The 21,542-nt window shown below is 71.0% G+C and carries 19 protein-coding genes, 1 tRNA gene and 1 pseudogene; 11 read left to right on the plus strand and 10 right to left on the minus strand.

Going from position 1 to position 21,542, the window contains the following annotated elements; translation table 11 throughout:
- Nucleotides 1–2 precede the first annotated feature (2 nt).
- A tRNA-Pro gene (locus ACIQOU_RS27270) sits at nucleotides 3–76 on the plus strand.
- 280 nt (nucleotides 77–356) lie between these two features.
- On the opposite strand, the gene ACIQOU_RS27275 is transcribed toward ACIQOU_RS27270, so the two are convergent.
- Nucleotides 357–1,109 (minus strand): SDR family NAD(P)-dependent oxidoreductase, encoded by a 753-nt coding sequence (locus ACIQOU_RS27275; protein ID WP_401540147.1) that lies wholly within the window; start codon nucleotides 1,107–1,109, stop codon nucleotides 357–359.
- Nucleotides 1,110–1,273: 164 nt separating this feature from the next.
- On the opposite strand from ACIQOU_RS27275, the gene ACIQOU_RS27280 reads away from it, so the two are divergent.
- The 3 genes from ACIQOU_RS27280 to ACIQOU_RS27290 all read left to right on the plus strand — a co-directional run bounded on the left by ACIQOU_RS27280 (nucleotide 1,274) and on the right by ACIQOU_RS27290 (nucleotide 4,196).
- On the plus strand, nucleotides 1,274–2,113 hold the full coding sequence (locus ACIQOU_RS27280; RefSeq protein WP_401540149.1) for a helix-turn-helix transcriptional regulator: 840 nt from the start codon (nucleotides 1,274–1,276) through the stop codon (nucleotides 2,111–2,113).
- A 580-nt stretch (nucleotides 2,114–2,693) separates the two neighbouring features.
- Nucleotides 2,694–3,188, plus strand: coding sequence for a hypothetical protein (locus tag ACIQOU_RS27285; RefSeq protein WP_401540151.1), 495 nt, complete (start codon nucleotides 2,694–2,696; stop codon nucleotides 3,186–3,188).
- 42 nt (nucleotides 3,189–3,230) lie between these two features.
- Entirely contained in the window at nucleotides 3,231–4,196 is a 966-nt protein-coding gene (locus tag ACIQOU_RS27290) for a LysR family transcriptional regulator (protein ID WP_401540154.1), read from the plus strand.
- Between the two features lie 159 nt (nucleotides 4,197–4,355).
- Here ACIQOU_RS27290 and ACIQOU_RS27295 read toward each other — a convergent pair whose 3' ends face one another.
- On the minus strand, nucleotides 4,356–5,735 hold the full coding sequence (locus tag ACIQOU_RS27295; RefSeq protein ID WP_401540157.1) for a protoporphyrinogen/coproporphyrinogen oxidase: 1,380 nt from the start codon (nucleotides 5,733–5,735) through the stop codon (nucleotides 4,356–4,358).
- A gap of 479 nt (nucleotides 5,736–6,214) precedes the next feature.
- Here ACIQOU_RS27295 and ACIQOU_RS27300 point away from each other — a divergent pair, with 479 nt between their 5' ends.
- The 3 genes from ACIQOU_RS27300 to ACIQOU_RS27310 are packed head-to-tail and all read left to right on the plus strand — an operon-like array spanning nucleotide 6,215 to nucleotide 9,330.
- Nucleotides 6,215–7,021 carry a class I SAM-dependent methyltransferase gene (locus ACIQOU_RS27300; RefSeq protein ID WP_401540159.1) on the plus strand — a complete coding sequence of 269 codons (807 nt, stop codon included), beginning with the start codon at nucleotides 6,215–6,217 and terminating at the stop codon, nucleotides 7,019–7,021.
- On the plus strand, nucleotides 6,999–8,003 hold the full coding sequence (locus ACIQOU_RS27305; RefSeq protein WP_401540162.1) for a terpene synthase family protein: 1,005 nt from the start codon (nucleotides 6,999–7,001) through the stop codon (nucleotides 8,001–8,003). Before ACIQOU_RS27300 ends, ACIQOU_RS27305 begins: the two co-directional genes overlap by 23 nt.
- Before the next feature lies 1 nt (nucleotide 8,004).
- On the plus strand, nucleotides 8,005–9,330 hold the full coding sequence (locus tag ACIQOU_RS27310) for a cytochrome P450 (RefSeq protein ID WP_401540165.1): 1,326 nt from the start codon (nucleotides 8,005–8,007) through the stop codon (nucleotides 9,328–9,330).
- Nucleotides 9,331–9,493: 163 nt separating this feature from the next.
- Here the strand turns inward: ACIQOU_RS27310 and ACIQOU_RS27315 are convergent, their stop codons facing one another.
- Complete coding sequence (locus ACIQOU_RS27315) at nucleotides 9,494–9,898, minus strand: isochorismatase family protein (RefSeq protein WP_401540167.1); 405 nt, start codon at nucleotides 9,896–9,898, stop codon at nucleotides 9,494–9,496.
- On the opposite strand from ACIQOU_RS27315, the pseudogene ACIQOU_RS27320 reads away from it, so the two are divergent.
- Nucleotides 9,786–11,095: pseudogene (locus ACIQOU_RS27320) on the plus strand (carboxylesterase family protein). The gene ACIQOU_RS27315 and the pseudogene ACIQOU_RS27320 overlap by 113 nt on opposite strands.
- Nucleotides 11,096–11,277: 182 nt before the next feature.
- Here the strand turns inward: ACIQOU_RS27320 and ACIQOU_RS27325 are convergent.
- Nucleotides 11,278–12,459, minus strand: a complete 1,182-nt coding sequence (locus tag ACIQOU_RS27325; protein WP_401540169.1) for an epoxide hydrolase family protein — start codon at nucleotides 12,457–12,459, stop codon at nucleotides 11,278–11,280.
- A gap of 193 nt (nucleotides 12,460–12,652) precedes the next feature.
- Here ACIQOU_RS27325 and ACIQOU_RS27330 point away from each other — a divergent pair, with 193 nt between their 5' ends.
- The gene (locus tag ACIQOU_RS27330; RefSeq protein ID WP_401540170.1) at nucleotides 12,653–13,225 is read left to right on the plus strand and encodes a CGNR zinc finger domain-containing protein; all 573 of its coding nucleotides are present in this window, start codon (nucleotides 12,653–12,655) and stop codon (nucleotides 13,223–13,225) included.
- Between the two features lie 52 nt (nucleotides 13,226–13,277).
- Here the strand turns inward: ACIQOU_RS27330 and ACIQOU_RS27335 are convergent, their stop codons facing one another.
- Nucleotides 13,278–13,502, minus strand: coding sequence for an aldehyde dehydrogenase family protein (locus tag ACIQOU_RS27335; RefSeq protein ID WP_401540173.1), 225 nt, complete (start codon nucleotides 13,500–13,502; stop codon nucleotides 13,278–13,280).
- 71 nt (nucleotides 13,503–13,573) lie between these two features.
- On the minus strand, nucleotides 13,574–14,554 hold the full coding sequence (locus tag ACIQOU_RS27340) for an aldo/keto reductase (protein WP_401540175.1): 981 nt from the start codon (nucleotides 14,552–14,554) through the stop codon (nucleotides 13,574–13,576).
- A gap of 172 nt (nucleotides 14,555–14,726) precedes the next feature.
- On the opposite strand from ACIQOU_RS27340, the gene ACIQOU_RS27345 reads away from it, so the two are divergent.
- Nucleotides 14,727–15,641 carry a helix-turn-helix transcriptional regulator gene (locus tag ACIQOU_RS27345; RefSeq protein ID WP_401540177.1) on the plus strand — a complete coding sequence of 305 codons (915 nt, stop codon included), beginning with the start codon at nucleotides 14,727–14,729 and terminating at the stop codon, nucleotides 15,639–15,641.
- Between the two features lie 51 nt (nucleotides 15,642–15,692).
- Here the strand turns inward: ACIQOU_RS27345 and ACIQOU_RS27350 are convergent, their stop codons facing one another.
- Nucleotides 15,693–16,289, minus strand: coding sequence for a TetR/AcrR family transcriptional regulator C-terminal ligand-binding domain-containing protein (locus ACIQOU_RS27350; RefSeq protein WP_401540179.1), 597 nt, complete (start codon nucleotides 16,287–16,289; stop codon nucleotides 15,693–15,695).
- Nucleotides 16,290–16,393: 104 nt separating this feature from the next.
- Between ACIQOU_RS27350 and ACIQOU_RS27355 the strand changes: the two genes are divergently transcribed.
- The gene (locus ACIQOU_RS27355) at nucleotides 16,394–17,464 is read left to right on the plus strand and encodes an alpha/beta fold hydrolase (protein WP_401540182.1); all 1,071 of its coding nucleotides are present in this window, start codon (nucleotides 16,394–16,396) and stop codon (nucleotides 17,462–17,464) included.
- A gap of 165 nt (nucleotides 17,465–17,629) precedes the next feature.
- Here ACIQOU_RS27355 and ACIQOU_RS27360 read toward each other — a convergent pair whose 3' ends face one another.
- The 3 genes from ACIQOU_RS27360 to iolD all read right to left on the minus strand — a co-directional run bounded on the left by ACIQOU_RS27360 (nucleotide 17,630) and on the right by iolD (nucleotide 21,265).
- Nucleotides 17,630–18,226: a choice-of-anchor C family protein gene (locus tag ACIQOU_RS27360; protein WP_401540184.1), complete on the minus strand. Its 597-nt coding sequence runs from the start codon at nucleotides 18,224–18,226 to the stop codon at nucleotides 17,630–17,632.
- Nucleotides 18,227–18,550: 324 nt separating this feature from the next.
- Nucleotides 18,551–19,336 (minus strand): GntR family transcriptional regulator, encoded by a 786-nt coding sequence (locus ACIQOU_RS27365; RefSeq protein ID WP_401540187.1) that lies wholly within the window; start codon nucleotides 19,334–19,336, stop codon nucleotides 18,551–18,553.
- Nucleotides 19,337–19,390: 54 nt separating this feature from the next.
- The gene (gene iolD / locus ACIQOU_RS27370; protein WP_401540190.1) at nucleotides 19,391–21,265 is read right to left on the minus strand and encodes a 3D-(3,5/4)-trihydroxycyclohexane-1,2-dione acylhydrolase (decyclizing); all 1,875 of its coding nucleotides are present in this window, start codon (nucleotides 21,263–21,265) and stop codon (nucleotides 19,391–19,393) included.
- Between the last annotated feature and the right edge of the window lie 277 nt (nucleotides 21,266–21,542).

The following is a 21,542-nucleotide window of genomic DNA, read 5'->3' on the forward strand; positions in this document are numbered from 1 at the left end:
ATCGGGACGTGGCGCAGCTTGGTAGCGCACTTGACTGGGGGTCAAGGGGTCGCAGGTTCAAATCCTGTCGTCCCGACTGGAGACAGTCGCAGACAAGGGGCGGTTCCGGAGAAATCCGGAACCGCCCCTTGGTCGTTTCTGGGGGCCGGCGGTCCTTGACCGGTGCCAGCGGGTGCGGACCGCTGTAGCGGGAAGGGAACGCGGTGCGCGCAGCACACGGAGGTGTGCGGACAAGCCCGAAAGGCCCTGACATGCGGAACGCCATCGCCGAACGCTGGTCCACCGCCACCAGTACGAGGCCGTGATCGAGGACGTTCGGCCGTGGCCAGGTAGTCCGTGACGGCCCCGTGAAGGTGTCAGACCTGGCCGTAACCGCCGTCGACCTGGTAGTCGGCGCCGTTGACGTGGGAGGCTGCGTCCGAGGCGACAAAGGCGATGACGGCGGCGACCTCTTCCGCCGTACCGGCCCGGGTCATCGGGGTCCCGGTGCCCATCGTGGCGATGAGCGCCTCGCGTTCCTCGGCGGTGGCGGCCAGCTGTGCGATACCGGGCGTGTCCGTCGGGCCCGGGCTCACCACGTTCACTCGAATCCCGCGTGGGGTCAGCTCAAGGGCCCAGGTACGGGCGAGGGCACGGACCCCGGCCTTGGACGCCGCGTAGAGACTCCGCCCGCGCGACGCCTTGTGCGCGGCCATCGAGCCGGTGAGGACGATGACGCCCCCGTCCGCCAACAGCGGCAGCGCCTTCTGGACGGTCATGATCGTGCCGGTGATGTTGACGTCGAAGACCGACCTGATGACGTCCTCGGTGATGGTTCCCAGCGGTGCGGTCGCGATCGCCGCCGCGTTGACGACCAGCACGTCCAGCCTGCCGCTGCGCCGCTCCACCTGTGCGAAGAGCCGGTCGAGGTCGTCGGCCGAGCGCGAGTCGGCCCGCACCCCGACGACATCACCCGGTAGTTCCGCGGCCGCCGCCGTCAGGGCGTCCTGGTTCCGGCCCGTGATGTAGACGGTGCCGCCCCCTTCGGCGATCTTCCGCGCGGTGACGTGGCCGATACCGGCACTCCCGCCCGTCACGACCGCGACCTTGTTGTGAAACGCGTTGCTCATGGAACTCGTCGTCCGTTCATCTGGGTAGCCGTTCCGAAGGAAACGTCCTGGGGAACACAGGCGGTACGAGCCTGCGCCCGGTGCGGACACCGGTGCCAGAAGCCTGCTGATACGGGTACTGGCAGCACCAGTCCGACGCCTCCCGGCTCTGGCACAGTGGACAGGTGCCGACGACCACGAACCGGACCGAACTGCGGGAGTTCCTGCGCTCACGACGCGCGCGGGTCTCACCCGAGGACTTCGGCATCCCCCCGGGAGTCCGGCGGCGCACCCCCGGACTGCGCCGCGAGGAGGTCGCCCAGCTGGCCGGTGTCGGCATCACCTGGTACACGTGGCTGGAGCAGGGGCGGCCGATCAACGTCAGCTCGCAGGTGCTCGACGCGGTGGCCCGCACACTGTTTCTGGATGCCGCCGAGCGCGACCACCTCTACCGTCTGGCCGAGGTCCCCCAGCCCCCGGTCACCAGCGATCCGCCGACCGAGCTCCCCGGCCACCTCGACACCGTCCTGGAAGCCCTGGACCCGTTGCCCGCCATGTTGGTCGACGCCCGCACCGACGTGCTGCGCTGGAACCGCGCATACGCGGCCCTGCACCCCGCCCTGGTCAGTGCTCCGCCCGGCGAACGCAACACCCTCTGGCAGCTCTTCGCGGCACCGGAGGGGCAGCACCACCTCGTCAACCGCGACGAGCAGGCGCCCGAGGCCGTGGCAGGGTTCCGCTATCGCTACAGCCAGAACGCGGGCGACCCGCGATGGCAGGACTTCGTCACCCGTCTGTGCGCCGCCAGCCCGCTGTTCTCTCGGCTCTGGGCCACGCACGACGTCGCTCCACCGCACCTGTGCGACAAGCGCTACGACATCACGGGGATCGGCGAAGTGAGCCTGCGTGCCACCGGCATGGAACTGACCGACCACCCCGGCGTCCGACTCGTCGTCCAGACCCCCACCGACAGGCGCAGCCGCGAGAACATCGACCGCCTGCTGCGCCGGGCGACGCACCTGTGAGGATAGGACCGAGGCCCAGGTATGAGCCAAGCTCCACCGCCTCGGCCCTGGAGGAACTCGGTGCCCGCAGCGGACTGAGCTGGTCACCGGGAGGGAGGTCGCTGTCCCGCATGAGGGAGAAGACTGGCCCTGAAGGAGGTGACGGTGGCGATGAGGGTCGCAGTCAGTCCCGCAGCCTTGAGTGCGGCCCGCAGGATGTCAGAGGGTGACCGGGTTTTCGACTTGTTTGTGCTGCCGTGCCCGGGCCCGAGGTCGGTGGGGTGAAGCAGGGGTTTTTGGTGGGGTGAAGCAGGGCTTGCTTCCTCGGTGGTGGGGTGGTCGGCACAGTGGAGCGGTCCGCCTCGCCGCTCGCCCGCCTTGCCTAGGAGCCGTCATGCCCAAGCAGCCCGCCACGTCGGCAGCCCTGCTCGTTCTGAGTGCCGTTCTCTGCGTGGCGGTCACCGGGTGCGGCGGCGGGAGGGCCTCAGCAGAGTCCTCCGCGTCGGCCCGGGGCGATGGCGACTCCTCCGCCGTTGCCGGTGGTTCAGCGGTTTCGGGTGAGAGTTCCGGGAACGGGTGGACGCTGACCACGCCAGGGTCTGTGGACGGGCTGGCGCGGGTCCAGCCGTCCGCCGCCAAGATGGCGAAACTGACCCAGGCCCTCGACCAGACCACCGCGGAACTCGGCATCACCGGCAGCTCGGTCGAGGCGGTCTACGACGATCCCAGCCAGGGTGGCTATCTCGTCTTCGCCGGACTCAACGGCTCCGGTTACGACCCGTCAACGTTGAAGCGGATGGCCCAGGTGCCGGACACCCGGCAGGACGGGACCGGCGACCGGATCACCCAGGACTGGCAGTCGACCACGGCGGGCGACCACGGCGGACAGGCCGGTTGCCAGGAGACCATGCTCCAGTCCGGCGGCCTGGCCGCCCTGTCCTCGTCCTGCCTGTGGCTGACCCCGACCACCTTCGGCCTGGTCACGTACTACCCGAACTCCGCCAGCGACCACTTCCTGACCAACACCCCCGCAAGCGTCGTCGCCCCGCTGATGCGGAAGGTCAGGGACGCCGTCGAACAGCACGCCGGATCGTGATGGACTGGCCTCGGCCGACCGACTGTCGCCGAGGGAGCGGATATGGATGTGGACCCCAGGCGGCTTGTCGTGCTGCACACCGTGCACCAGGCCGGGGGGATCGCCGCCGCCGCACGGCTGCTCGGCGTCAGTCCCTCAGCTGTCTCCCAGACGGTACGCAGGCTGGAGCAGGAGGCCGGGGTGCCCCTGCTGGACCGGGCCGACGGCCGGGCCGAACTCACCCGCACCGGTCTGGCGCTCGCCGCGTACGGCGGCCGGATCGCCGAAGAACTGTCCGCCGCAGAGCGGGAGTTGACCGGTACGGGAACGGCCGGCATCGAAGGCCCGGTGGTGATCGGATCGGTGCTGGCCGTACTCACCACCCTGGTCGCCCGCGCGACCGCGTCGCTCGTCGAGCGCTATCCGGCCCTGCGACCGGAGTTGCGCGAGACATCCGCCTCGGACGGTCTGAGGGCGCTGCGCCAGGGTGCCCTGGACGTGCTCCTGATCACCGGCGACCAGGAGCACCGGCCGGACGCGCCGTCGGGCTGCGCCCTGAAGGTCCTCACGCAGGAGCAGTACCGGGTCGGGGTGCCCGGCAGCTGGGGCGATCCCCCGACCGGGGCGGCCGAACTGGCGGCCGTGCCCTGGATCGGGGCTCCGGAGGGAAGCGCGCGGGCCCGTGCCCACGCCCGGCTGGCCACCGAACTGGGGCTGCCGGACAGGCCGACCGCCCATCGGGCGACCAACTGGTCCGCGGTGGCGGCGATGGTGCGCGCCGGGCTGGGCGCGGTCGTGCTGCCGGGCTCGGTCGCCTCGCGCACCCCCGGGCTGACCCTGCTCCCGCTGCCGGTGCCGGGCACGTTCGAGACCCTGGTCCTGCACCGCCTGACCGCTCCCGGCCAGGTCCCCGCACCGGTGGCCGCCGTCCTGACCCACCTGGCCGAGGTGACCCTCGATGTGGCCGAGGAACTGTCCCGGGCCGGACTGCTGGAACGCGAACCCGTGGTCAGAAGGGCCCTGGTCTGACCACCAGGCCGGTGGCGGTCGGGTCGCCTCTTGGTCGATCGAGGGTCGCGACGTCGGCCGACCGAGCGCAAGACACGTCGCGACGCCAACAACCAGGCATCGTCGGGCGGTTGCCCTTCACGGCGGTCGAAGGCCGCAACCACGGTGGCGCGGGTTCGCTCAAGTGGACAGGAGTGCCGCTACGCGTTGCGCGGCTGCTTCTCCTGTTGAGAGGGAGGCGTTGGTGGTGCTGTACGCGAAGTAGTCTCCGGCGAGTTGGATCGGGGACCGGGGGTCGAGGCTGCTGGTGAAGCGGGCGAGGTCGCCGTAGCCGCCGGTGGGGCGGGCGAGGACGGCTCGGTCCCAGCGTTGAACGGCGGCCATCTCACGGTGCTTGCCGATGTGGGCGGCGAGATCGGGGAGCACCTCGGTGAGGGCGGTGAGGGAGTCCTCGACGACCGTGTCGTCGTCGACGCTCTTGCGCGCGGCGCTCCAGTGGTGGCGGAACACGAGGGTGACCAGGCCCTGGTCCGCAGGTGCCCGGCCGGGGCCGAGGTTGTGCTCGTGGAGCACCACACACAGGTCGGGATGCTCGCGGAGCGGGATGGCGACGCCCAGAGCTGTTTCGCCCGTCGCCTCGCGCAGCCCGAAGGTGACGTGGACGTCGCTGGTGTAGCGCAGTGCGCTGAGGTACGCGCGCTGGTCGTCGGTGAGCGAGGGAACGAGGCCCGCCGCGATCGGCCCGGGAACGGCGACGACGCAGGCGTCACCGTGTTCGACGCGGCTCGCCCCGTCGCGCTCCCAGGTGACGTGGACGCCGTTGCCGTCCTGGCGGACGTCGCTCACGCGCGCGTTCAGCTCGACGCGCGTCTGTTCGGAGCGCATGAGGGGGAGGTCGAGGAGGAAGGCGGGGAGCCGGCCGACACCGCCGTCGAAGGTGAAGCTCGCCGCCCCGAAGGTGCCCCACATGATGCTGAGGACCCCGACGGCCGAGATCTCGTCGGCGGGGGCGAGGAACTGCGTGCTGCACAACGGCTCCACCAGGTAGTCGAGGAGCGGCTTGTCGAGCCGGCGCAGGGCGTACTCCTGGGCGCTCTCGATGTCGATCCCGGCCGCCTTCGACATGTCGCTCCAGCTCAGCGCCGGGCGCGCTGCCGAGAGGTCGCGAAGGAGGTTCAGCGCCTTCAGCTTGGAGCGCCAGCCCAGCAGTCCGGTGCGGAGCAGATCCGTCGGCCGTACGAACGACAGGCGGTGGACCTTGCCGTCGCGCAGCACGCCCAGTTCGTTGGAGCACGGGAGCATGCGGGAGGCGAGCCCGGTCTCCTCCAACAGCTTGATCATGGGCAGGTAGTTGCGTGAGAGCCAGCTCGCGCCCCGGTCGAGCCGGTATGCGCTGTCCCCGCCGGATACCGCGTGGGAGGACATGCGGCCACCGGGATAATCCTCCTGTTCGAGGAGCGTCACCTGGTAGCCCTCTTGCCGCAGCCGGAACGCGGCGGTGGTGCCCGCGATTCCGGAGCCGACGACGATCACATTCTTGGTGGTTGTCCGCGCTGTCATGTGCGCTGCCTCCTCGGGGCGCCCTGGAACCGTGAGGGCATTTATCGGATAACCCGGTTCGGCGGCTGCCGCGACCGGTATCCGCCCCGGTTCTCGGCCCATCACTCCCCAGGTCAGGGGGCCACCATGCGCCGACATCCTGAAACGGACGCGTCAGATGGAAGGTAAATATGAATTCCGGTTCTTGGTCGTGCCACGTAAGGGAGACGGGTTGTTTTCGCTCGCCGTATGACTGTCGGGGTGCCCGAAGAAAAATCCTCGCGAGATCGCTTCGGTACTGCCCGGGATGGTTAAGTGCCGTCCCCCGCAGGGTAATTATCGGTAGGCGCCCGGACTCTCCTCAAGGGCGTTTCCGGAAGCCGGAATTCGGTAGAGGGCAGGGGGAGGGGCACATGGGGAAAGGACCGTTGGCCGACCGTGATCGGCCGAATCATCGTGATCATGCGGATGCGGATGCGGATGCGGATTACGGGGACGAGGTGTTCGACTTCGAACACCCTTCGCAGCGGGAGCGTCTCCACGCGCTGGCCGCCGAGTGCGATCCCGCCACGCAAGACCTGCTCTCCCGATGGGAGTTACCCCCCGGGGCACGGTGCCTGGAGGTCGGCGCGGGCGCCGGGACCCTGGCGCGCTGGCTCGCGCGGCGGTGTCCCGGGGGAGAGGTCACGGCCACCGACACCGACGTCCGGTTCCTGGCGGGGCTCCGGCAGCCGGGGGTCGTCGTGCGACGGCACGATGTACGGACCGAGGAGTTCCCGCCGGGGACGTTCGACCTCGTCGTCGCCCGCAGTGTGCTGTGCCATCTGCGGGAACGGGACGCGGTGTTGGCCAGGATGGTGTCCTGGCTGGCACCCGGGGGACGGATCTACATCGAGGACCCCTCCTTCTTCCCCGCCGCGTCCTCCGCCGACCCGGTCGTACGACGCCTGGGCGCCGCGATCGTCGGCACGCTCACCGCGACGCTCGGAAGCGACGTCGAGACCTGGGCCCGGTCGTTTCCGGCCCCGCTCCTCGGACAGGGCCTCATCGACGTCGGGGCCCGGGTCCACTGCGCGACGCTGACCTCGGACAACGCCGCTGGCACCGCGTGGCGACTCTCGGTGGCCGATCTGCTGCCGGTCATGGACCAACGGGGGTTCCTCCCGGCGGCCGAGACCTCCGCCGCCCTGGCGCACCTGAGACGACCCGAGTTCGTCGACGTCGTGCACGCGATGATCGCGATGTGGGGCGGTCGCCCGTCGGACCGGGGGAGGGAACGGAACCATGGTGTCGACGAGGCCCGTTGAAGGCTCCGCGATCTGGAGCGGCCCGGCCCGGCACAGCTCCCACGCCGACACCGTCGACGCCAGGACGCTCCTCTGGGTGGACGCGGGCGACCTCTGCGACGACCCCGCCGAACGGGAGAGCCTGCCCCGCATCCGGCCCGGCCTGCTCGCCGCCTACTGCCACCCGGACGCGACCGAGGCCCAACTCACCCTCTCCGCCAAGTGGATGGCCTGGCTCTTCCTCCTCGACGACCGGATCGACGAGGCGGCGTTGGGCCGTGACGCCGATCTCCTCGCCGCCCACCTGCACGACCTCCAGGCCACGGCGCTGGGCACCCGCACCCGCGCCACCCGGCCGATGAGCCGGGCCCTGGCGGAGATCATCACGGAGGCGTCGGCGGGCACGAGCGAGGTGTGGCAGCTCAGGTTCCGCCGACATGTGAGCGACTATCTGGCCGCCTGCGTCTGGCAGGCCGCTCACCGGCAGGCCGCGCAGGTCCCCCGCCCCGACACCTTCGCGCACTGGCGCCGCGGATTCGGCGGGATCATGCCCACGTTCGATCTGGTGGAGACGTTCGATCCGGTGGAGCGGACGGACGGCGGCGCGCTCCCGTCGTGCGTCTACTACTCACGCCCCTACCAGGAACTCCTGATCGCGGCGGCGGACCTGGTGTGCTGGACCAACGACCTGATGACCGTGGACAAGGAGGCCGCGCACGGCGACCTCCACAACCTCGTCCTCGTCACCGCCCACGACCGACTCCAGGACCGACGGACGGCGGCCGCCGAGGTGTCCGGCGCCTGCGCACGCCGCGTCGGGACCTACACGGCCGCCTGCCGTGAACTCGCCCGACTCACCGCCGCGTTGGGGCTGCCGGACACCGTCCAGGCCCACGCCGACCGCTGCGCCGCCGCACTCCGCGTCTGGATGCGCGGCCATCTGGAGTGGGGTCTGCGGACGCCGCGCTACCACGCCGGGACCACGCGCACAGGACGGGACTGACATGACGGCACCCTCCGGAACCGGAACATCCCGGGCACCCCGCGCCCCGGGCGGCCTCCCCCTGCTGGGCCACGCCGTGAGCCTGGTCAGGGACCCGCTGGCCTTCCTCGACCGGCAACGCGGGTACGGAGACATCGTCGAGATCCGCATCGGACGCCAGCCCGCCTACATCCTCAACGACCCCGACCTCGTCCACGCCCTGCTCACCGGGCCCACCCGTCGCTTCGACCGGGGCGACATCTTCACCAGAGCACGCCCCCTGTTCGGGAACGGCGTGGCCGTGGCCGACGGCACGCATCACCGCGACCGCAGACGCGTGGTCCAACCCCTGCTCAACGCCAAGCGCCTGGCGACCTACCTCGACACCATGGCCGAGCAGACCACCGCCAGGGCGGCCTCCTGGAGCGACGGCCAGGACATCGACCTGAACGCCGAGATGGCCGACCTCACCCTGAACGTGGTGGCCGCCACCATCTTCGGACAGCATCTCCCGGCCGGGTTCAGCTCGTTGATCCACCACAACCTGCCGATCGTCGTCGCCGGTCTGGCCCGCCGCGCCTACGGACCGGCGGCCGCGCTCCTCGACCGCGTACCGAGCCCGGAACGCAGGAAGTACCGGGGTGCCCTGGCCGACATCCACCGTGTGGTGGACGAGTTGATCCAGGCCAACCGGGACACCCCCACCATGGCCCGGCTGGCCATCGGCGCCGACGAGCAGCAGCTTCACGACGACGCGACCTCCCTGATCGTCGGCGGATCGCACACCAGCGCGTCGGCGGCGGCCTGGCTGTTCATCCTCCTCGCCAGGCACCCGCAGATCCGCCGACGTCTCGACGACGAGGTCGACCGCGTCCTGGGCGACCGCCCCGTCACCCCCTCCGACCTGCCCGAACTCCTCCACACCCGGCACGTCGTCCAGGAGACCCTGCGGCTCTACCCGCCCATCTGGTTCTTTCCCCGGCGAGCCGCCACCGACCTGCGTCTTGGCGGCCACTCCATCAAGCGAGGCACCCAACTCTTCTACAGCCCCTACGCCCTGCACCGCGACGCACGCTGGTACCCACGGCCCGAGTCCTTCGACCCCGACCGATGGCACCCGGACAACGCCGCCCCACCGCCACCGGGCGCGTGCGTCCCCTTCGCGGCCGGCGTGCACGGCTGCCCCGGCGAAGACTTCGCCCTGGCCGAACTCACCCTGCTCGCCGCCGCCGTCACCGCGCGCTGGCACCTGGACCCGGCCCCGGGCCCTGAACCCACCCCGGTCGCGGGCGCCACCCTCGGCCCGGCCCCCCTCACCATGACCGTCTCCGCCCGCCACCCGGACTGACCGCGCAGCACCAGGCGAGGTACGCGGGCGAACGCGCCGGTGATCGGCGCCGGACCACCCTCGCGGCAGGCGTCACTGGCGCTTCGGTACGACGCCGCCGCCCCTCCGGCGCGCCTCGGCGCAACGATGCCGGGGCCGCGCCTGCTTCAGGCTGCGGCGAGCGTCAGGACTGATGGGCGGCGGAGATCTGGCCGACCAGGACGGCGAACGGCATGTCGAGGGCGGCGTAGAGATCGCCGGATTCCGGGATGGCGTTGTCCGCGAGCGCCTCGACCATGAGGGTGGCGTAGTCGGAGACGACGACCCCCGCCTGTTGCATGCGGAGCAGCCCGGCCTCCTGCTTGGCCTGGCTGAAGGTGCCGGAGGCGTCCAGCGTGACGTACGCGTCGTACCCGGCACCGGTGGCGGAGATCGCGGGCAGAGCGGCGCAGACCTCAAGGGACACCCCGGCGAAGATGCGGGACGCGGTGCGGGCCGGGCCGTCCGTGCCGCAGGCGGCCTCCCGGCTGGAGCAGGTGCAGGGGTCGCGCGTGCCGGACGGGAACGAGGACGGCAGCCTGACCGTCAACGTCTTCACCCCGCGCCGGGCGCCGGCGGACGGCGCGGCCCGTCCGGCCCTCGTCTGGTGGCACGGCGGCGGCTTCAGCAGCGGTTCGGGCGGCTGGGACCGGTACGACGGCGGTCACCTGAGCGCGCTCGGTGACATCGTGGTCGCCACCGCCAACTACCGCGTGGGGCCGCTCGGTTACCTCTACCTCCCGGAGATCGGCGCCGCCAACCTCGACCCCCAGGACCAGGCCCGTGTGCTGGACCGGGTCCAGGACAACATCGCCTCCTGCGGCGGAGACCCGCACACCGTGACCGTCGGCGGGCAGTCCGCCGGGGCCTACTCCGCCCTGATGCTCGTCCTCGACCCCGCGACGAACGGGTCCGTCACCCGGCTGCTGCTCCAGAGCGGCCCCTTCGGCCTGGCCCCGCAGGACGCGCACGACGCCGCCGAGACCGCCGACGCCCATCTCCGCCTCCTGGACATCCCGGCGGGCGCGGACACCGCGAAGGCCCTGCGCGCCCTGCCGGTGGAGCAGTTGCTCGACGCCTACGGCCGCCTCTCCGCCCGACTCGCGGTGCCGGGCAACGCGGCCCCGCTGATGTACCCGGTCCTCGGCGCCCCCGGCGTACCCCGCACCCGCCAACAGGCGCTCGCGGACGGCGCGTTGACGGGAAAGCCGCTCCTGATCGGCACCACCCGCAACGAGTCGACGGCCTTCCTCGCCTTCGACCCCCGCACCCGGAACCTCACCGCCGCCACCGCCCTGGAACTGCTCACCGCCCAGATCGGCGGGCAGGCCGCCCAGCACGTTTCTACCAACAGCACGTCACCCGCCACCCGCAGGCGACGCCCACGGAGATCTTCACCGCGGTGCAGACCGACGGCCTCTTCCGCGACGGTTCGTTCCAGATCACCGACCAGCACGCGGGCGAGGGCAACGCGACCTACGTCTGCCAGTTCGACCAGGCCCCCGCTGCGGACCCGTACGCCCTGGGAGCCACGCACTGCGCCGAACTGCCCTACCTCTTCGGCACGTTCGACGCCTCTCCCGACAGCCCGATCCTGGCCGGGGCGGGTGCGGGGGCCGACGACGTCCAGCGTGCCCTGGGGCGCGAATTCGCGTCCGCTGTCGCAGAGTTCGTCAACGCCGGTACGGTCGCGGACTGGTTGCCGTACGCCCCGGCCGACGGCTCACCCGTCCGCCACTTCGGCTGAGGGAGGAGGCGGGGACCTGGGCCGCTCGCGGGGCGGGGACCGGCCGGTCTCGTGGGAAGCCCGCAGCCTGGCCGCCTACAAGGCCTGAGCAACGGCCCCTGCCGCGAACGCCCGCGTGGGCGGAGCATCCGGCACACCACCCCGGAGCAGACCGACTGGCCCCCACGTCGGCCTCAACAGCCTCACGACCGGCTGTCGTTGGCGGCCAGCACCGCCGCGAGGCCTTCTTGCAGGTCCCTGACGAAATACTCGGGGACCTCCAGTGACGGGAAATGCCCCCCGGTCTCGGGCGACCGCCACCGGACGATCCGCCGGTACCGCTCCTGAGCCCAGCCGCGCGGGCATTTCTCGATGTCGCGCGGATAGACGCTGATCGCTGACGGGACGTCGACGCGGAGTTCGGGGTCGAGCGAGTCGTGGCTCTCGTAGTAGATGCGGGCCGCCGAGGCGCCGGTCCGGGTCAGCCAGTACAGGGTGACGTTGTCGAGAACCCGGTCCCGGGACATCGTTTCGAACGGACTGTCCTCGGTGTCCGTCCATTCCGCGAACTTGTCGAGAATCCAGGCGAGGAGCCCGACCGGGGAATCGACGAGGGAGTAGCCGATGGTCTGTGGTCGGGTCGCCTGCTGCTTCGCGTACGCCGCGCGGTGGCGCCAGAAATCGCGGGTCTCCTCCGTCCATGTGCGCTCGATCTCCGTCAGTCCGTCCGTGGTCAATCCGGGCGGTGCCTGCGCGAGCGTCGTGTGGATACCGAGTACGTGTTCCGGGAACCTGCCGCCGAGGATTGCGGTGATCACACCTCCCCAATCGCCGCCGTGGGCCAGGAAAGTGTCGTAGCCGAGCTTTCCCATCAATGTCACCCAGGCGGCCGCGATCTTTTCGGTTCCCCATCCGGTGGTGGCCGGTTTGTCGCTGTAACCAAAACCTGGCAGGGACGGGACCACGACGTGGAATGCCGGTGTGTCCGGGCTTTTCGGATCTGCCAGTTCGTCGATGACATCGGTGAATTCGGCAATGCTGCCCGGCCAGCCGTGCGTCAGGATCAGCGGGGTGGCATCCGCGCGGGTGGATCGACGGTGCAGGAAATGGATTCCCAGACCGTCGACGGTCGTACGGAACTGGCCGATCTGGTGGAGACGCGTCTCGAACGACCGCCAGTCGTACCCGGTACGCCAGTAGTCCACGAGATCCACGAGGTCGGCGAGCGGAACGCCCTGGTCCCAACGGCGCGGGTCGGGCGCGGCGCGGTGGACCGTCTCCGCCTCCGGCAGCCGGGCCGCGGCCAGACGTGCGCGCAGGTCGTCGAGGTCGGCGTCGCTCGCGTGGGCTTCGTAGGCCTGCACGTCGCTGGTCAGGGGGTTCATGAGAGGCCCCCGACGAAGTGGGCCGATGTGCCGGCGAGGCTGCGATCGATGGTGGCCGCAAGGTCGGCGACGTTCCGGTGTGGGGACATGAGACCTCCTGGTCATCGACGGAACCGGCCCGGGAACTGTCGGAACCGGCTAAGACGGTTCTAACAGGTCCCGGCGGCGACATGCAACCGGCTAAGGTGGTTCCATGCGTGCTCAGTTCCCTGAATTCCGTCTCGGCAAGGTGCTCGCGACCAGCTTCACGGCGACCTTGACGGAGCGTTGCGGCGACGCCGTGGAACGCATTCCCGCGCCGAACCGGCTCGTCGACTGGCTGGCGGTGAGCGGCCTCGCCGTGGAATCCTGCACGACCGCCCAGCTTGAACGGGCTCGGGAGCTGAGGGAGGCGATTCACGCCGCCGCGACAGCGGCCGCACGCCGTGAACCTCTCCCGGCGCCCGCTGTCCAGGTCATCAATGACGTCAGCATTCAAGGCCGGGCCTCGGCTGTCGTGACGCCCGAGGGAAAACGGCAATGGCGACTCACCTCGGCCTCCGCCGTGGAGGACGCGCTAGGGGTTATCGGCGCCGACGCGATCGACATCATCACAGGTGAACGGGACGGAAAACTGGCCCTGTGCGCATCCCCCACCTGCCGAGCGGCCTTCTTCGACACCAGTCAGAGCCGTACCCGCAAATGGTGCGAGATGAACACCTGCGGAAACCGCCAGAAGAAGGCCCGCTTCCACGCGCGTACAGGTGGAGAAACGCTGGACCAGTGAGGTGGTCGCCGGGTGGGGTGTCCCGTGTGCGGGCCGGGGCTGAAGTTGCCGGTCAGGGTGGTGCGGCGGGCGTATGCAGCGAGTGGGCGGGGCGTTGACCGAACATCAGGGCAAGGAACCGGACCTGGGCGCGCAGGGCGCGGGCGCCGTCGGCGGTGTGGACACCCCGGACGAGCCCGAAGACGGTGCCGTCGGCGATCTCGACCGCCTCGGCCGCGCCGTCGAAAAGGATCACGCAGACCACCGGGCCGAAGACCTCCTCCTGCGCGATCCGCACCCAACTGGGCGGTATCTGGGGGGAGTTCGGCTCGCTCGTCCACACCCCGGACGCACTGCGGTACCCGGGCGTCAGAAGAACGTGGGGCGGCGGGTGACGTAGCCGGCTTCGAGGGCGTCTCTCTCCTCGGTGGTGAGGCTGAGGTCGAGGGCGGCGACGGCGTCCGCGAGGTGGTGGGGCTTGGTCGCGCCCACGATCGGGGCCGAGACCACCGGGTTCTTCAGCACCCAGGCCATCGCGACCTGCGCCATCGACACACCGCGGGCCTGGGCGATGCGCTGGACGGCCTCGACGACGGCCCGGTCGCTGTCGAGGAAGATCGGCCGGTCCTGCTGGTCGACCGTCCGGTTGAGCGCCGCGCGCGGTGTGGACCGTTCACCCCAGGGGCGCGTGACGATCCCCCCGCCGAGCGGGCTCCACGGGATGCTCCCCACGCCCTGGTCGGCGAGCAGGCCGAACATCTCGCGCTCCTCCTCGCGGTGGATCAGGCTGTACTGGTCCTGCATGGAGACGAACCGCGTCCACCCGTGGCTCTGCGCGACGTGCTGCATCGTGGCGAACTGCCAGGCCCACATCGACGACGCGCCGAGATAGCGCACCTTGCCCGCCTTGACGATGTCGTGCAGCGCCTCCATCGTCTCCTCGACCGGCGTGTGCGGGTCGAAGCGGTGGATCTGGTAGAGGTCGACGAAGTCGGTGTCCAGGCGCCGGAGCGAGGCGTCGATCTGCTCCATGACCGCCTTGCGGGACAGCCCCGCCCCGCCCGGACCCTCGTGCATCGGCGCCCACAGTTTGGTGGCCAGAACGACGTCCTCACGCCGCGTGTACCTGCGCAGCGCACGCCCGACGATCTCCTCCGAGGTGCCCAGGCTGTAGATGTTCGCGGTGTCCCAGAACGTGATGCCCAGCTCGACGGCCTGCCGGAAGACCGGCTCGGCCGCGTCGTCGTCGAGCACCCACGGCGTCCTCTGGGTGGGGTCGCCGAAGCTCATACAGCCCAGCGCGATCCGGCTGACCTTCAGCCCCGACGTTCCCAGTCGCGGGTATTCCATGGCGTGCTCCTCAATGGTGACGTGGACTCCGGCACGGGCTCCCGAGGGGCGCCGGGGTCCTTCTCCCACCGTGGCACGAACGGCTGCTCATGGCCTCTCACCAGGGGGTTCCCGCTGTTACCGGTACGGTCAGACCCCCTCACGCGCGCGGCGACGGACCTATCGTGGGGGTATGGACGCCCGTACCGAGTTCCGTGACTTCCTCACCTCACGCCGCGCCCGGATCACCCCCGCACAGGCCGGTCTGCCCGCAGGCGGCGGACAGCGCCGGGTGACCGGTCTGCGCCGCGAGGAGGTCGCGCTGCTCGCCGGTGTCAGCGCCGACTACTACATCAAGCTCGAACGGGGCAACGCGCGCGGTGTCTCCGACAGCGTCCTGGAAGCCCTCGCCCGCGCCCTCCACCTCGACGAGGCCGAACGCGCCCACCTCTTCGACCTGGCCGCCGCCGCCAACACCCCCGCACGGACCCTCACGCGCACCCCCAAACCCCAGGTGCGCCCCAACGTCCAGCGCATCCTGGACTCGATGTCCGCCACCCCGGCCTACGTCCGCAACCGGCGGCTGGACATCCTGGCCACCAACACGCTCGGCAGGGCCCTCCTCGCCCCCATCCTGGCGACCCCGCGCCGCCCGCCCAACGTGGCCCGGTTCATGTTCCTCGACCCCGCGGCCGCCGACTATTACGTCGATGGGGAACGGATGGCTGCGGGCACCGTCGCGATCCTGCGCGCCGAAGCCGGACGCGACCCCCACGACCGGGCCCTGATCGACCTGGTCGGCGAACTCTCCACGCGCAGCGACCTGTTCCGCACCCGCTGGGCCACCCACGACGTCCTCCGGCACCCGGGCGGCGTCAAGCAGATCCGCCACCCCGTCGTCGGTGAACTCACCCTCGCCTACGAGGCGTTGGAACTCGCCGCCGACAACGGGCTGACCCTCATGGCCTACAGCGTCGAACCCGCCACGCCCACCGTCGACGCCCTGAACCTGCTGGCCAGTTGGGCCGCGACCGGCGCCGAGGACAACGCCCCCGACCCGGAGGCCCGGCCCGCCTTCGACTCGCGGCAGGGCGGCAACTCGGCGTGACGGCAGGCCGGTTGGAGTACCGCACGAGACCGGCGGGCGCCCGTAGCGGGGCTAGCTGGGCAGGCCGTTCAGGAGGACGTCGACCATCCGCTCGATGCGGGCCTCGTCGAGGGGCTGCCGGATCAGCAGCGCCTGGAAGTGCAACGGCGCGACGAGGAGTTCGAGTGCGAGCGCGTGATCGGTGTCGGCGGCGAGTTCACCGCGGTCGATGGCACGGTCGACGATGACCTTGGCGGCCTCGTAGCGGGCCTGCCAGAAGCGGGCGCGGTGGGTGGCGAGGTCGGGATCGTCGTCGCCTGCGGCCATCGCCTGGGCCAGTGCGCCGCCCAGGGGGGTGTCCAGGTAGGCCGCGATCAGACGGGCCAGCGCGAGCAGGTCGTCGCGGACGTTCCCGGAGTCGGGGATCGGCAGCCGGTCCTGGCTGTAGCTCAGCAGCGCGTCGAGGATCAGGTTCTGAAGGGTGCTCCAGCGCCGTTGGATCGAGGTGGCGTGGACGCCTGACCGGCGGGCGATCTCGCTCATCGTCAGGCCCTCGGGGCCGCGTTCGGCGAGCGCCTCCAGGGTCGACCGCAGGACATCCGCACGGACCCGCGCGGATCGGCCGCCGGGGCGCCGGGTCACCTGGTCGTGCGTCTCGTTGCCACTCATCGACCCACCCTAACGCATCGTTCTTGCGTTTAGGTCCGGCCGGGAGTAGCGTCCACTAACGCAGAAAGTCTGCATTAGTGACTCTGTCGCAGAGGGAGCCCGTCATGTCCTATCCATGGCCGCTGGACGCGTCCGAACTGTTCGGCGAGCGGTATCCGCAGATGATCAACACCGGGCTGCCGGTGGGTGACGTCGACACCGTGCGGGCCGCCGTCTCCGACATGTGGGCGGACGCGCCGGGCGGATGGGTCCACGAATGGTCGAAGCTGGCCGCCGCCTACGCCGACGCGGGCGCGCACGACCGGGCCGCGCTGGCCTACGGATGGGCGAAGTTCCCCACCCTGGCCGACGCGAGCAAGCGCGTCGCGCTGACCAGGCAGCTGGAGCAGTACCAGTTGGCCGCCCCCGACTTCGGGCTCCAATTCCGGCGCCAGGTACTGGAGTTGCCCTACCGAGGCGGCACCACCGACGTTCCGGTGCATCTGCTCGCGCCCTTCGACCTGCCCGCCGGTCGGCCGGTGCTGATCGCCAGCGGGGGAGTGGACAGCTGGAAGATGGACGTGCACGGGCTGTTGGTGCTCCTCGCGACCCAACTCCGGCTCCAGGTGCTGGCGTTCGACATCGCGGGCACCGGCGAATCCACCGTGCCGATGACCGGCGCCGGCGGTGCGGAGCTGGTCGGCGGCCTGATCGCGCACGCCCGGTCGCTCGGCAACGGCGTCGTCGGACACGTGGGCATCTCGATGGGCGGATACTTCTCGGCCCGGTCCGGTCTCGCCGGTGACGTCGACGCCGCCGTGGTGCTGGGCGGCCCGGTCGAGGCGGCGTTCACCGGAGCCCGGAAGGACGTCTTCGGCATGGACGGCATCGTCGGCAACGCGCTGGGCTTCGACGCGCCCCCCACGGACGAGGAACTCGCCCTGCGCCGGGCGGAGTTCTCGCTGCGCCCGCTGCTCGACGAGGACTGCAACGCCCCGATGCTGATCGTCAACGGCGCCGACGACGTCCATGTCCCGCAGCACGACACGCTGGTCTTCCAGGGCCGTCGGGACACCGTCGTCGACCTCGTGCCCGGCACCGGGCACTGCGCGGTGAGCAAGCTGCCCGAGGTGTTCCCGACCATCCTCGGCTGGCTCGACCGCACCCTCAACACGGCGGTGGAGGCGGCCCGTTGAGGGAAGATCCACGGCGGTCAGGAGGCGCGTGGAAGGGTCTGCCGAACGGACCGAGGGGCGGTCCCGGAGAGAATCCGGGACCGCCCCTCGGTCGTCTCCGGGAGTGGCCGGGCGGGTGCCGGCGGGGACACGCGCTGCTCCCGCCCGGCCCGTGTGGGGTGCCCGTCAGCCCTTGGCGCAGGTCGGGCAGGGCGCGCAGCGCTCGACGCGGACGTCGTCGAGGACCGGGCCGTAGGGGCCGGTGGCCGTGGTGCTGGTGAAGGCCAGCGTGGTCGTCGAGTTGGTGGCCTCGAAGGTGAACTGCCGCTTCACATACTTCATGTTGGTGAACGACGTGCCGGTGTTGTTGAACGAGAAGTCCTGGAAGTTCTGCCCGTCGACCGAGGCCGTGCCGGTCTTGATGACCGACGTCGGACCCGCCGGGTTGCCGGACAGGGCGTAGCTGACGGTGTAGGTCGCGCCGGGGACGGTGGTGAACGTCTGGGACACCGCGCCGGGGCCGGCGCCGTTGAGGTCGACGGACTGGTCGCCCTCCGCCGCCTGCCAGAAGCCGGCGCCGATCAGGTCGACCGTCCCCGAGGTCACCTGCCACGGGCCGATGAGCTGACCGGCGGACAGTTCGGTGAAGCTGTTGGCCGGCGCCTTCGGGTTCTCGAAGCTGCCGTCGTCGAAGCGGCTGGCGGACAGCGCCGACGCCGTGACGGCGGCACTGGCGAGCAGGACGGAGGAGGCGGCGATGACACAGGCGCGCAGAGCAAGCATGGAATTCCCTCCCGAAAGGCCGGACCGCATCGACGTGATGCGTCCGTGAATAAGAAGGTAGGGATATCCGGGGTTAAGGAAAAGACTCCTAAAGGAAAACGGATAATCATACTCCGGGTGGTGCCGAAAAGAGGTTGCGCGGCCCTTTTGGCTTTCCGGGGCGGGGGTGAGTGCCGGGGTGAGTGATGATTTCGCAGGTCAGAGGCGGGATGCGAGGGCCTTGTGGCGGCTTCGTGGCGAGGAAAGGGATGACAGGAGAAACGTTCCTGGATTCTCAGGAAAAGGCGCGCGGGCGGTGCGCGCGCGCCTTTTTCTCTCCCTTTCTCAGGGGCGCACCAGGAGCTGGAAGTCGAACGAGTAGCGGGACGCCCGATAGATGTGGGCGCCGTATTCGACCGCCCGGCCCGTGTCGTCGTAGGCGGTGCGCTGCATGGTGAGCACGGCCGCGCCCGGTTCCTCGTCGAGGCGGGTGGCCTCCTCGGGGGCGGCGGAGCGGGCGCCCACCGTCTGCCGTGCGCTGTGCAGGGTGATGCCGGCCGTGCGCAGCATGCGGTAGAGACCGGTCGCCTCCAGACGCGCGGTGTCCAGGTCGAGCAGCGCCGCCGGCAGGTAGTTGCAGAGGTACGCCATCGGCTGGCCATGGGTGCTGCGCAGCCGTTCCAGGACGACGACCTCGCCGCCCTCGGCGATCCCGAGGGCGGCGGCGACATCGGCGGAGGCCGGGGCGCGTTCGTTGCGCAGCACACAGGTGCTCGGGCCCTGGCCGGCCGACTCCAGGTCGTCGTAGAGGCTGCTCAGTTCCAGCGGGCGCTTGACCTGGCTGTGCACGACCTGGGTGCCGACGCCCCGACGGCGCACCAGCAGGCCCTTGTCCACCAGGGACTGGATGGCCTGGCGGACGGTGGGCCGGGACAGACCGAGGCGCGTCGACAGGTCGATCTCGTTGCCCAGGAGGTTGCCCGGGGCGAGGACGCCGTGTTCGATCGCCGACTCCAGTTGCTGGGCGAGCTGGTAGTAGAGCGGCACCGGACTGCTCCGGTCCAGGGCGAAGTCCACGGAGTGGAGCACGGGGGCGGACCCGGCCCGGGTGGGGCCGCCGGTCTTCGCCATGGGGGAGCCTCCCTCTGCTGAAGGGTCAGGAACCGATGGGGGGAAGTGCGCGCGTCACAGGTGACGGCGCTGCGCCGTCACCTGCTGCTCGTACTCCTCGCGCGCGCGCACGGCCGCCTCCCGGGAGGCGATCTCGGCGACCGGCACGTCCCACCAGGCCTCCGCCCCCGGGGAGGTCGGGGTGGCGGTGTCCGTCTCGACGTAGACACAGGTCGGCCGGTCGGAGGCGCGGGCCGTAGCGAGCGCCTCGCGCAGCTCACCCACCGTCTTGGCGCGCAGCACGTCCATGCCGAGGCTGGCCGCGTTGGCCGCCAGGTCGACGGGGAGCGGGGCGCCGCTGAAGGTGCCGTCGGCGGCCCGGTAGCGGTAGGCGGTGCCGAACCGCTCGCCGCCGACCGACTCGGAGAGACCGCCGATGGAGGCGTACCCGTGGTTCTGGATGAGCAGCAGGTTGATCGGCAGGCCCTCCTGGACGGCCGTGACGATCTCGGTCGGCATCATCAGATACGTGCCGTCGCCGACCAGCGCCCACACCGGGGTGTCCGGCGTCGCCTGCTGGACGCCGATCGCCGCGGGGATCTCGTAGCCCATGCAGGAGAAGCCGTACTCCAGGTGGTACTGGCGACGGGAGCGGGCCCGCCACAGCTTGTGCAGGTCGCCCGGGAGCGAACCGGCCGCGTTGATCACCACGTCGTCGTCGCCCACCACCGCGTCCAGCGCGCCGAGGACCTGCGTCTGGGTCGGCACGGCGGCGTCGTCGGCCCGGTAGGCGGCCTCGACGATCCGCGCCCAGTGCTCCTTGCCCGCCCGGTACTCCGCCTCGTAGGAGGCGTCGACGCGGTGTCCGGCGAGGCCCTCGGTGAGCGCCTCCAGGCCCGCGCGGGCGTCCGCGACCAGGCTCCGGGCCGCCAGTTTGTGGGCGTCGAAGGCGGCGATGTTGAGGTTGACGAACCGGACGTCCGGGTTCTGGAAGAGGGTGTTCGAGGCGGTCGTGAAGTCCGTGTACCGGGTGCCGACACCGATCACCAGGTCCGCCGCGCGGGCGACGTCGTCGCAGACCGCGGTGCCGGTGTGGCCGATGCCGCCCAGGTCGGCGGGGTGGTCGTGGCGCAGCGAGCCCTTGCCGGCCTGCGTCGAGGCGACCGGGATGCCGGTGGCCTCGGCCAGCGCCCTGAGCGCGTCCTCGGCCCCGCTGTGGTGGACGCCGCCGCCCGCCACGATCAACGGACGCGCGGCGGCCCGGATCGCCCGCACCGCCTCGGCCAGCTCGACCGGGTCGGGCGCCGGACGCCGTACGTGCCACACGCGCTCGGCGAAGAACTCCTCGGGCCAGTCGTACGCCTCGGCCTGCACGTCCTGCGGCAGCGCCAGCGTCACCGCGCCGGTCTCCACCGGGTCGGCGAGCACGCGCATCGCGCCCAGCGCCGCCGGGATCAGGGCCTCGGGGCGGTGGACGCGGTCGAAGAAGCGGGAGACGGGGCGCAGGGTGTCGTTGACCGAGAGGTCCGCCTCGACCGGGTGCTCCAGCTGCTGGAGCAGCGGGTCGGCGGCGCGGGTGGCGAAGTAGTCGCCGGGCAGCAGCAGGACCGGCAGCCGGTTGATGGTGGCGAGGGCGGCGCCGGTCACCAGGTTGGTGGCGCCGGGACCGATGGACGTCGTCACGGCCTGCGCGGAGAGCCGGTCGAGCTGGCGGGCGTGGCCGACGGCCGCGTGCACCATCGCCTGCTCGTTGCGGCCCTGGTGGAACGGCATCGCGTCCTCGCCGGCCTCCAGCAGCGCCTGGCCGAGTCCGGCGACGTTGCCGTGGCCGAAGATGCCCCAGGTGCCGGCGATCAGACGGTGGCGGACACCGTCGCGCTCGGTGTACTGGACGGACAGGAAACGCACCAGGGCCTGGGCGACGGTCAGGCGGCGGGTGGGGGTGCTCATCAGGACTTCTCCGGTGCCGTGTAGAGGGGGCAAGGGGTGTCGACCGGCTGGTCGGGGTGGGTGTCGCGGAGGCGGGCGTGCTCCGGTCGGGGCCCGCCGGGCCGGGGGCGCGGGATCAGCATGGCGGCGCCCCGGAGGAACGGCCGTCGAGGACAGCCGAATGTTTTCGGCCAACTATTGGCTGGGCGGCGCCCCTCGTACGAGCGGGTCGCGCGGGCTGCGGCCGGTCCGGTTGGTGGCGGTACCTGTCGGCGTGTGACTCCGGTCCCGGGGACTT

This window comes from Streptomyces sp. NPDC091279 (assembly GCF_044757465.1).
Lineage (GTDB): Bacteria > Actinomycetota > Actinomycetes > Streptomycetales > Streptomycetaceae > Streptomyces.

Bases quoted from the DNA above. Each gene is read 5' to 3' on its own strand.
- ACIQOU_RS27350 (WP_401540179.1), bottom strand. From the start codon at position 16,289: ATGAGTGGCAACGAGACGCACGACCAGGTGACCCGGCGCCCCGGCGGC.
- ACIQOU_RS27360 (WP_401540184.1), bottom strand. From the start codon at position 18,226: ATGCTTGCTCTGCGCGCCTGTGTCATCGCCGCCTCCTCCGTCCTGCTC.
- ACIQOU_RS27290 (WP_401540154.1), top strand. From the start codon at position 3,231: ATGGATGTGGACCCCAGGCGGCTTGTCGTGCTGCACACCGTGCACCAG.
- ACIQOU_RS27305 (WP_401540162.1), top strand. From the start codon at position 6,999: ATGGTGTCGACGAGGCCCGTTGAAGGCTCCGCGATCTGGAGCGGCCCG.
- ACIQOU_RS27340 (WP_401540175.1), bottom strand. From the start codon at position 14,554: ATGGAATACCCGCGACTGGGAACGTCGGGGCTGAAGGTCAGCCGGATC.
- ACIQOU_RS27330 (WP_401540170.1), top strand. From the start codon at position 12,653: ATGCGTGCTCAGTTCCCTGAATTCCGTCTCGGCAAGGTGCTCGCGACC.
- ACIQOU_RS27355 (WP_401540182.1), top strand. From the start codon at position 16,394: ATGTCCTATCCATGGCCGCTGGACGCGTCCGAACTGTTCGGCGAGCGG.
- ACIQOU_RS27325 (WP_401540169.1), bottom strand. From the start codon at position 12,459: ATGAACCCCCTGACCAGCGACGTGCAGGCCTACGAAGCCCACGCGAGC.
- ACIQOU_RS27365 (WP_401540187.1), bottom strand. From the start codon at position 19,336: ATGGCGAAGACCGGCGGCCCCACCCGGGCCGGGTCCGCCCCCGTGCTC.
- ACIQOU_RS27275 (WP_401540147.1), bottom strand. From the start codon at position 1,109: ATGAGCAACGCGTTTCACAACAAGGTCGCGGTCGTGACGGGCGGGAGT.
- ACIQOU_RS27345 (WP_401540177.1), top strand. From the start codon at position 14,727: ATGGACGCCCGTACCGAGTTCCGTGACTTCCTCACCTCACGCCGCGCC.
- ACIQOU_RS27310 (WP_401540165.1), top strand. From the start codon at position 8,005: ATGACGGCACCCTCCGGAACCGGAACATCCCGGGCACCCCGCGCCCCG.
- iolD (WP_401540190.1), bottom strand. From the start codon at position 21,265: ATGAGCACCCCCACCCGCCGCCTGACCGTCGCCCAGGCCCTGGTGCGT.
- ACIQOU_RS27295 (WP_401540157.1), bottom strand. From the start codon at position 5,735: ATGACAGCGCGGACAACCACCAAGAATGTGATCGTCGTCGGCTCCGGA.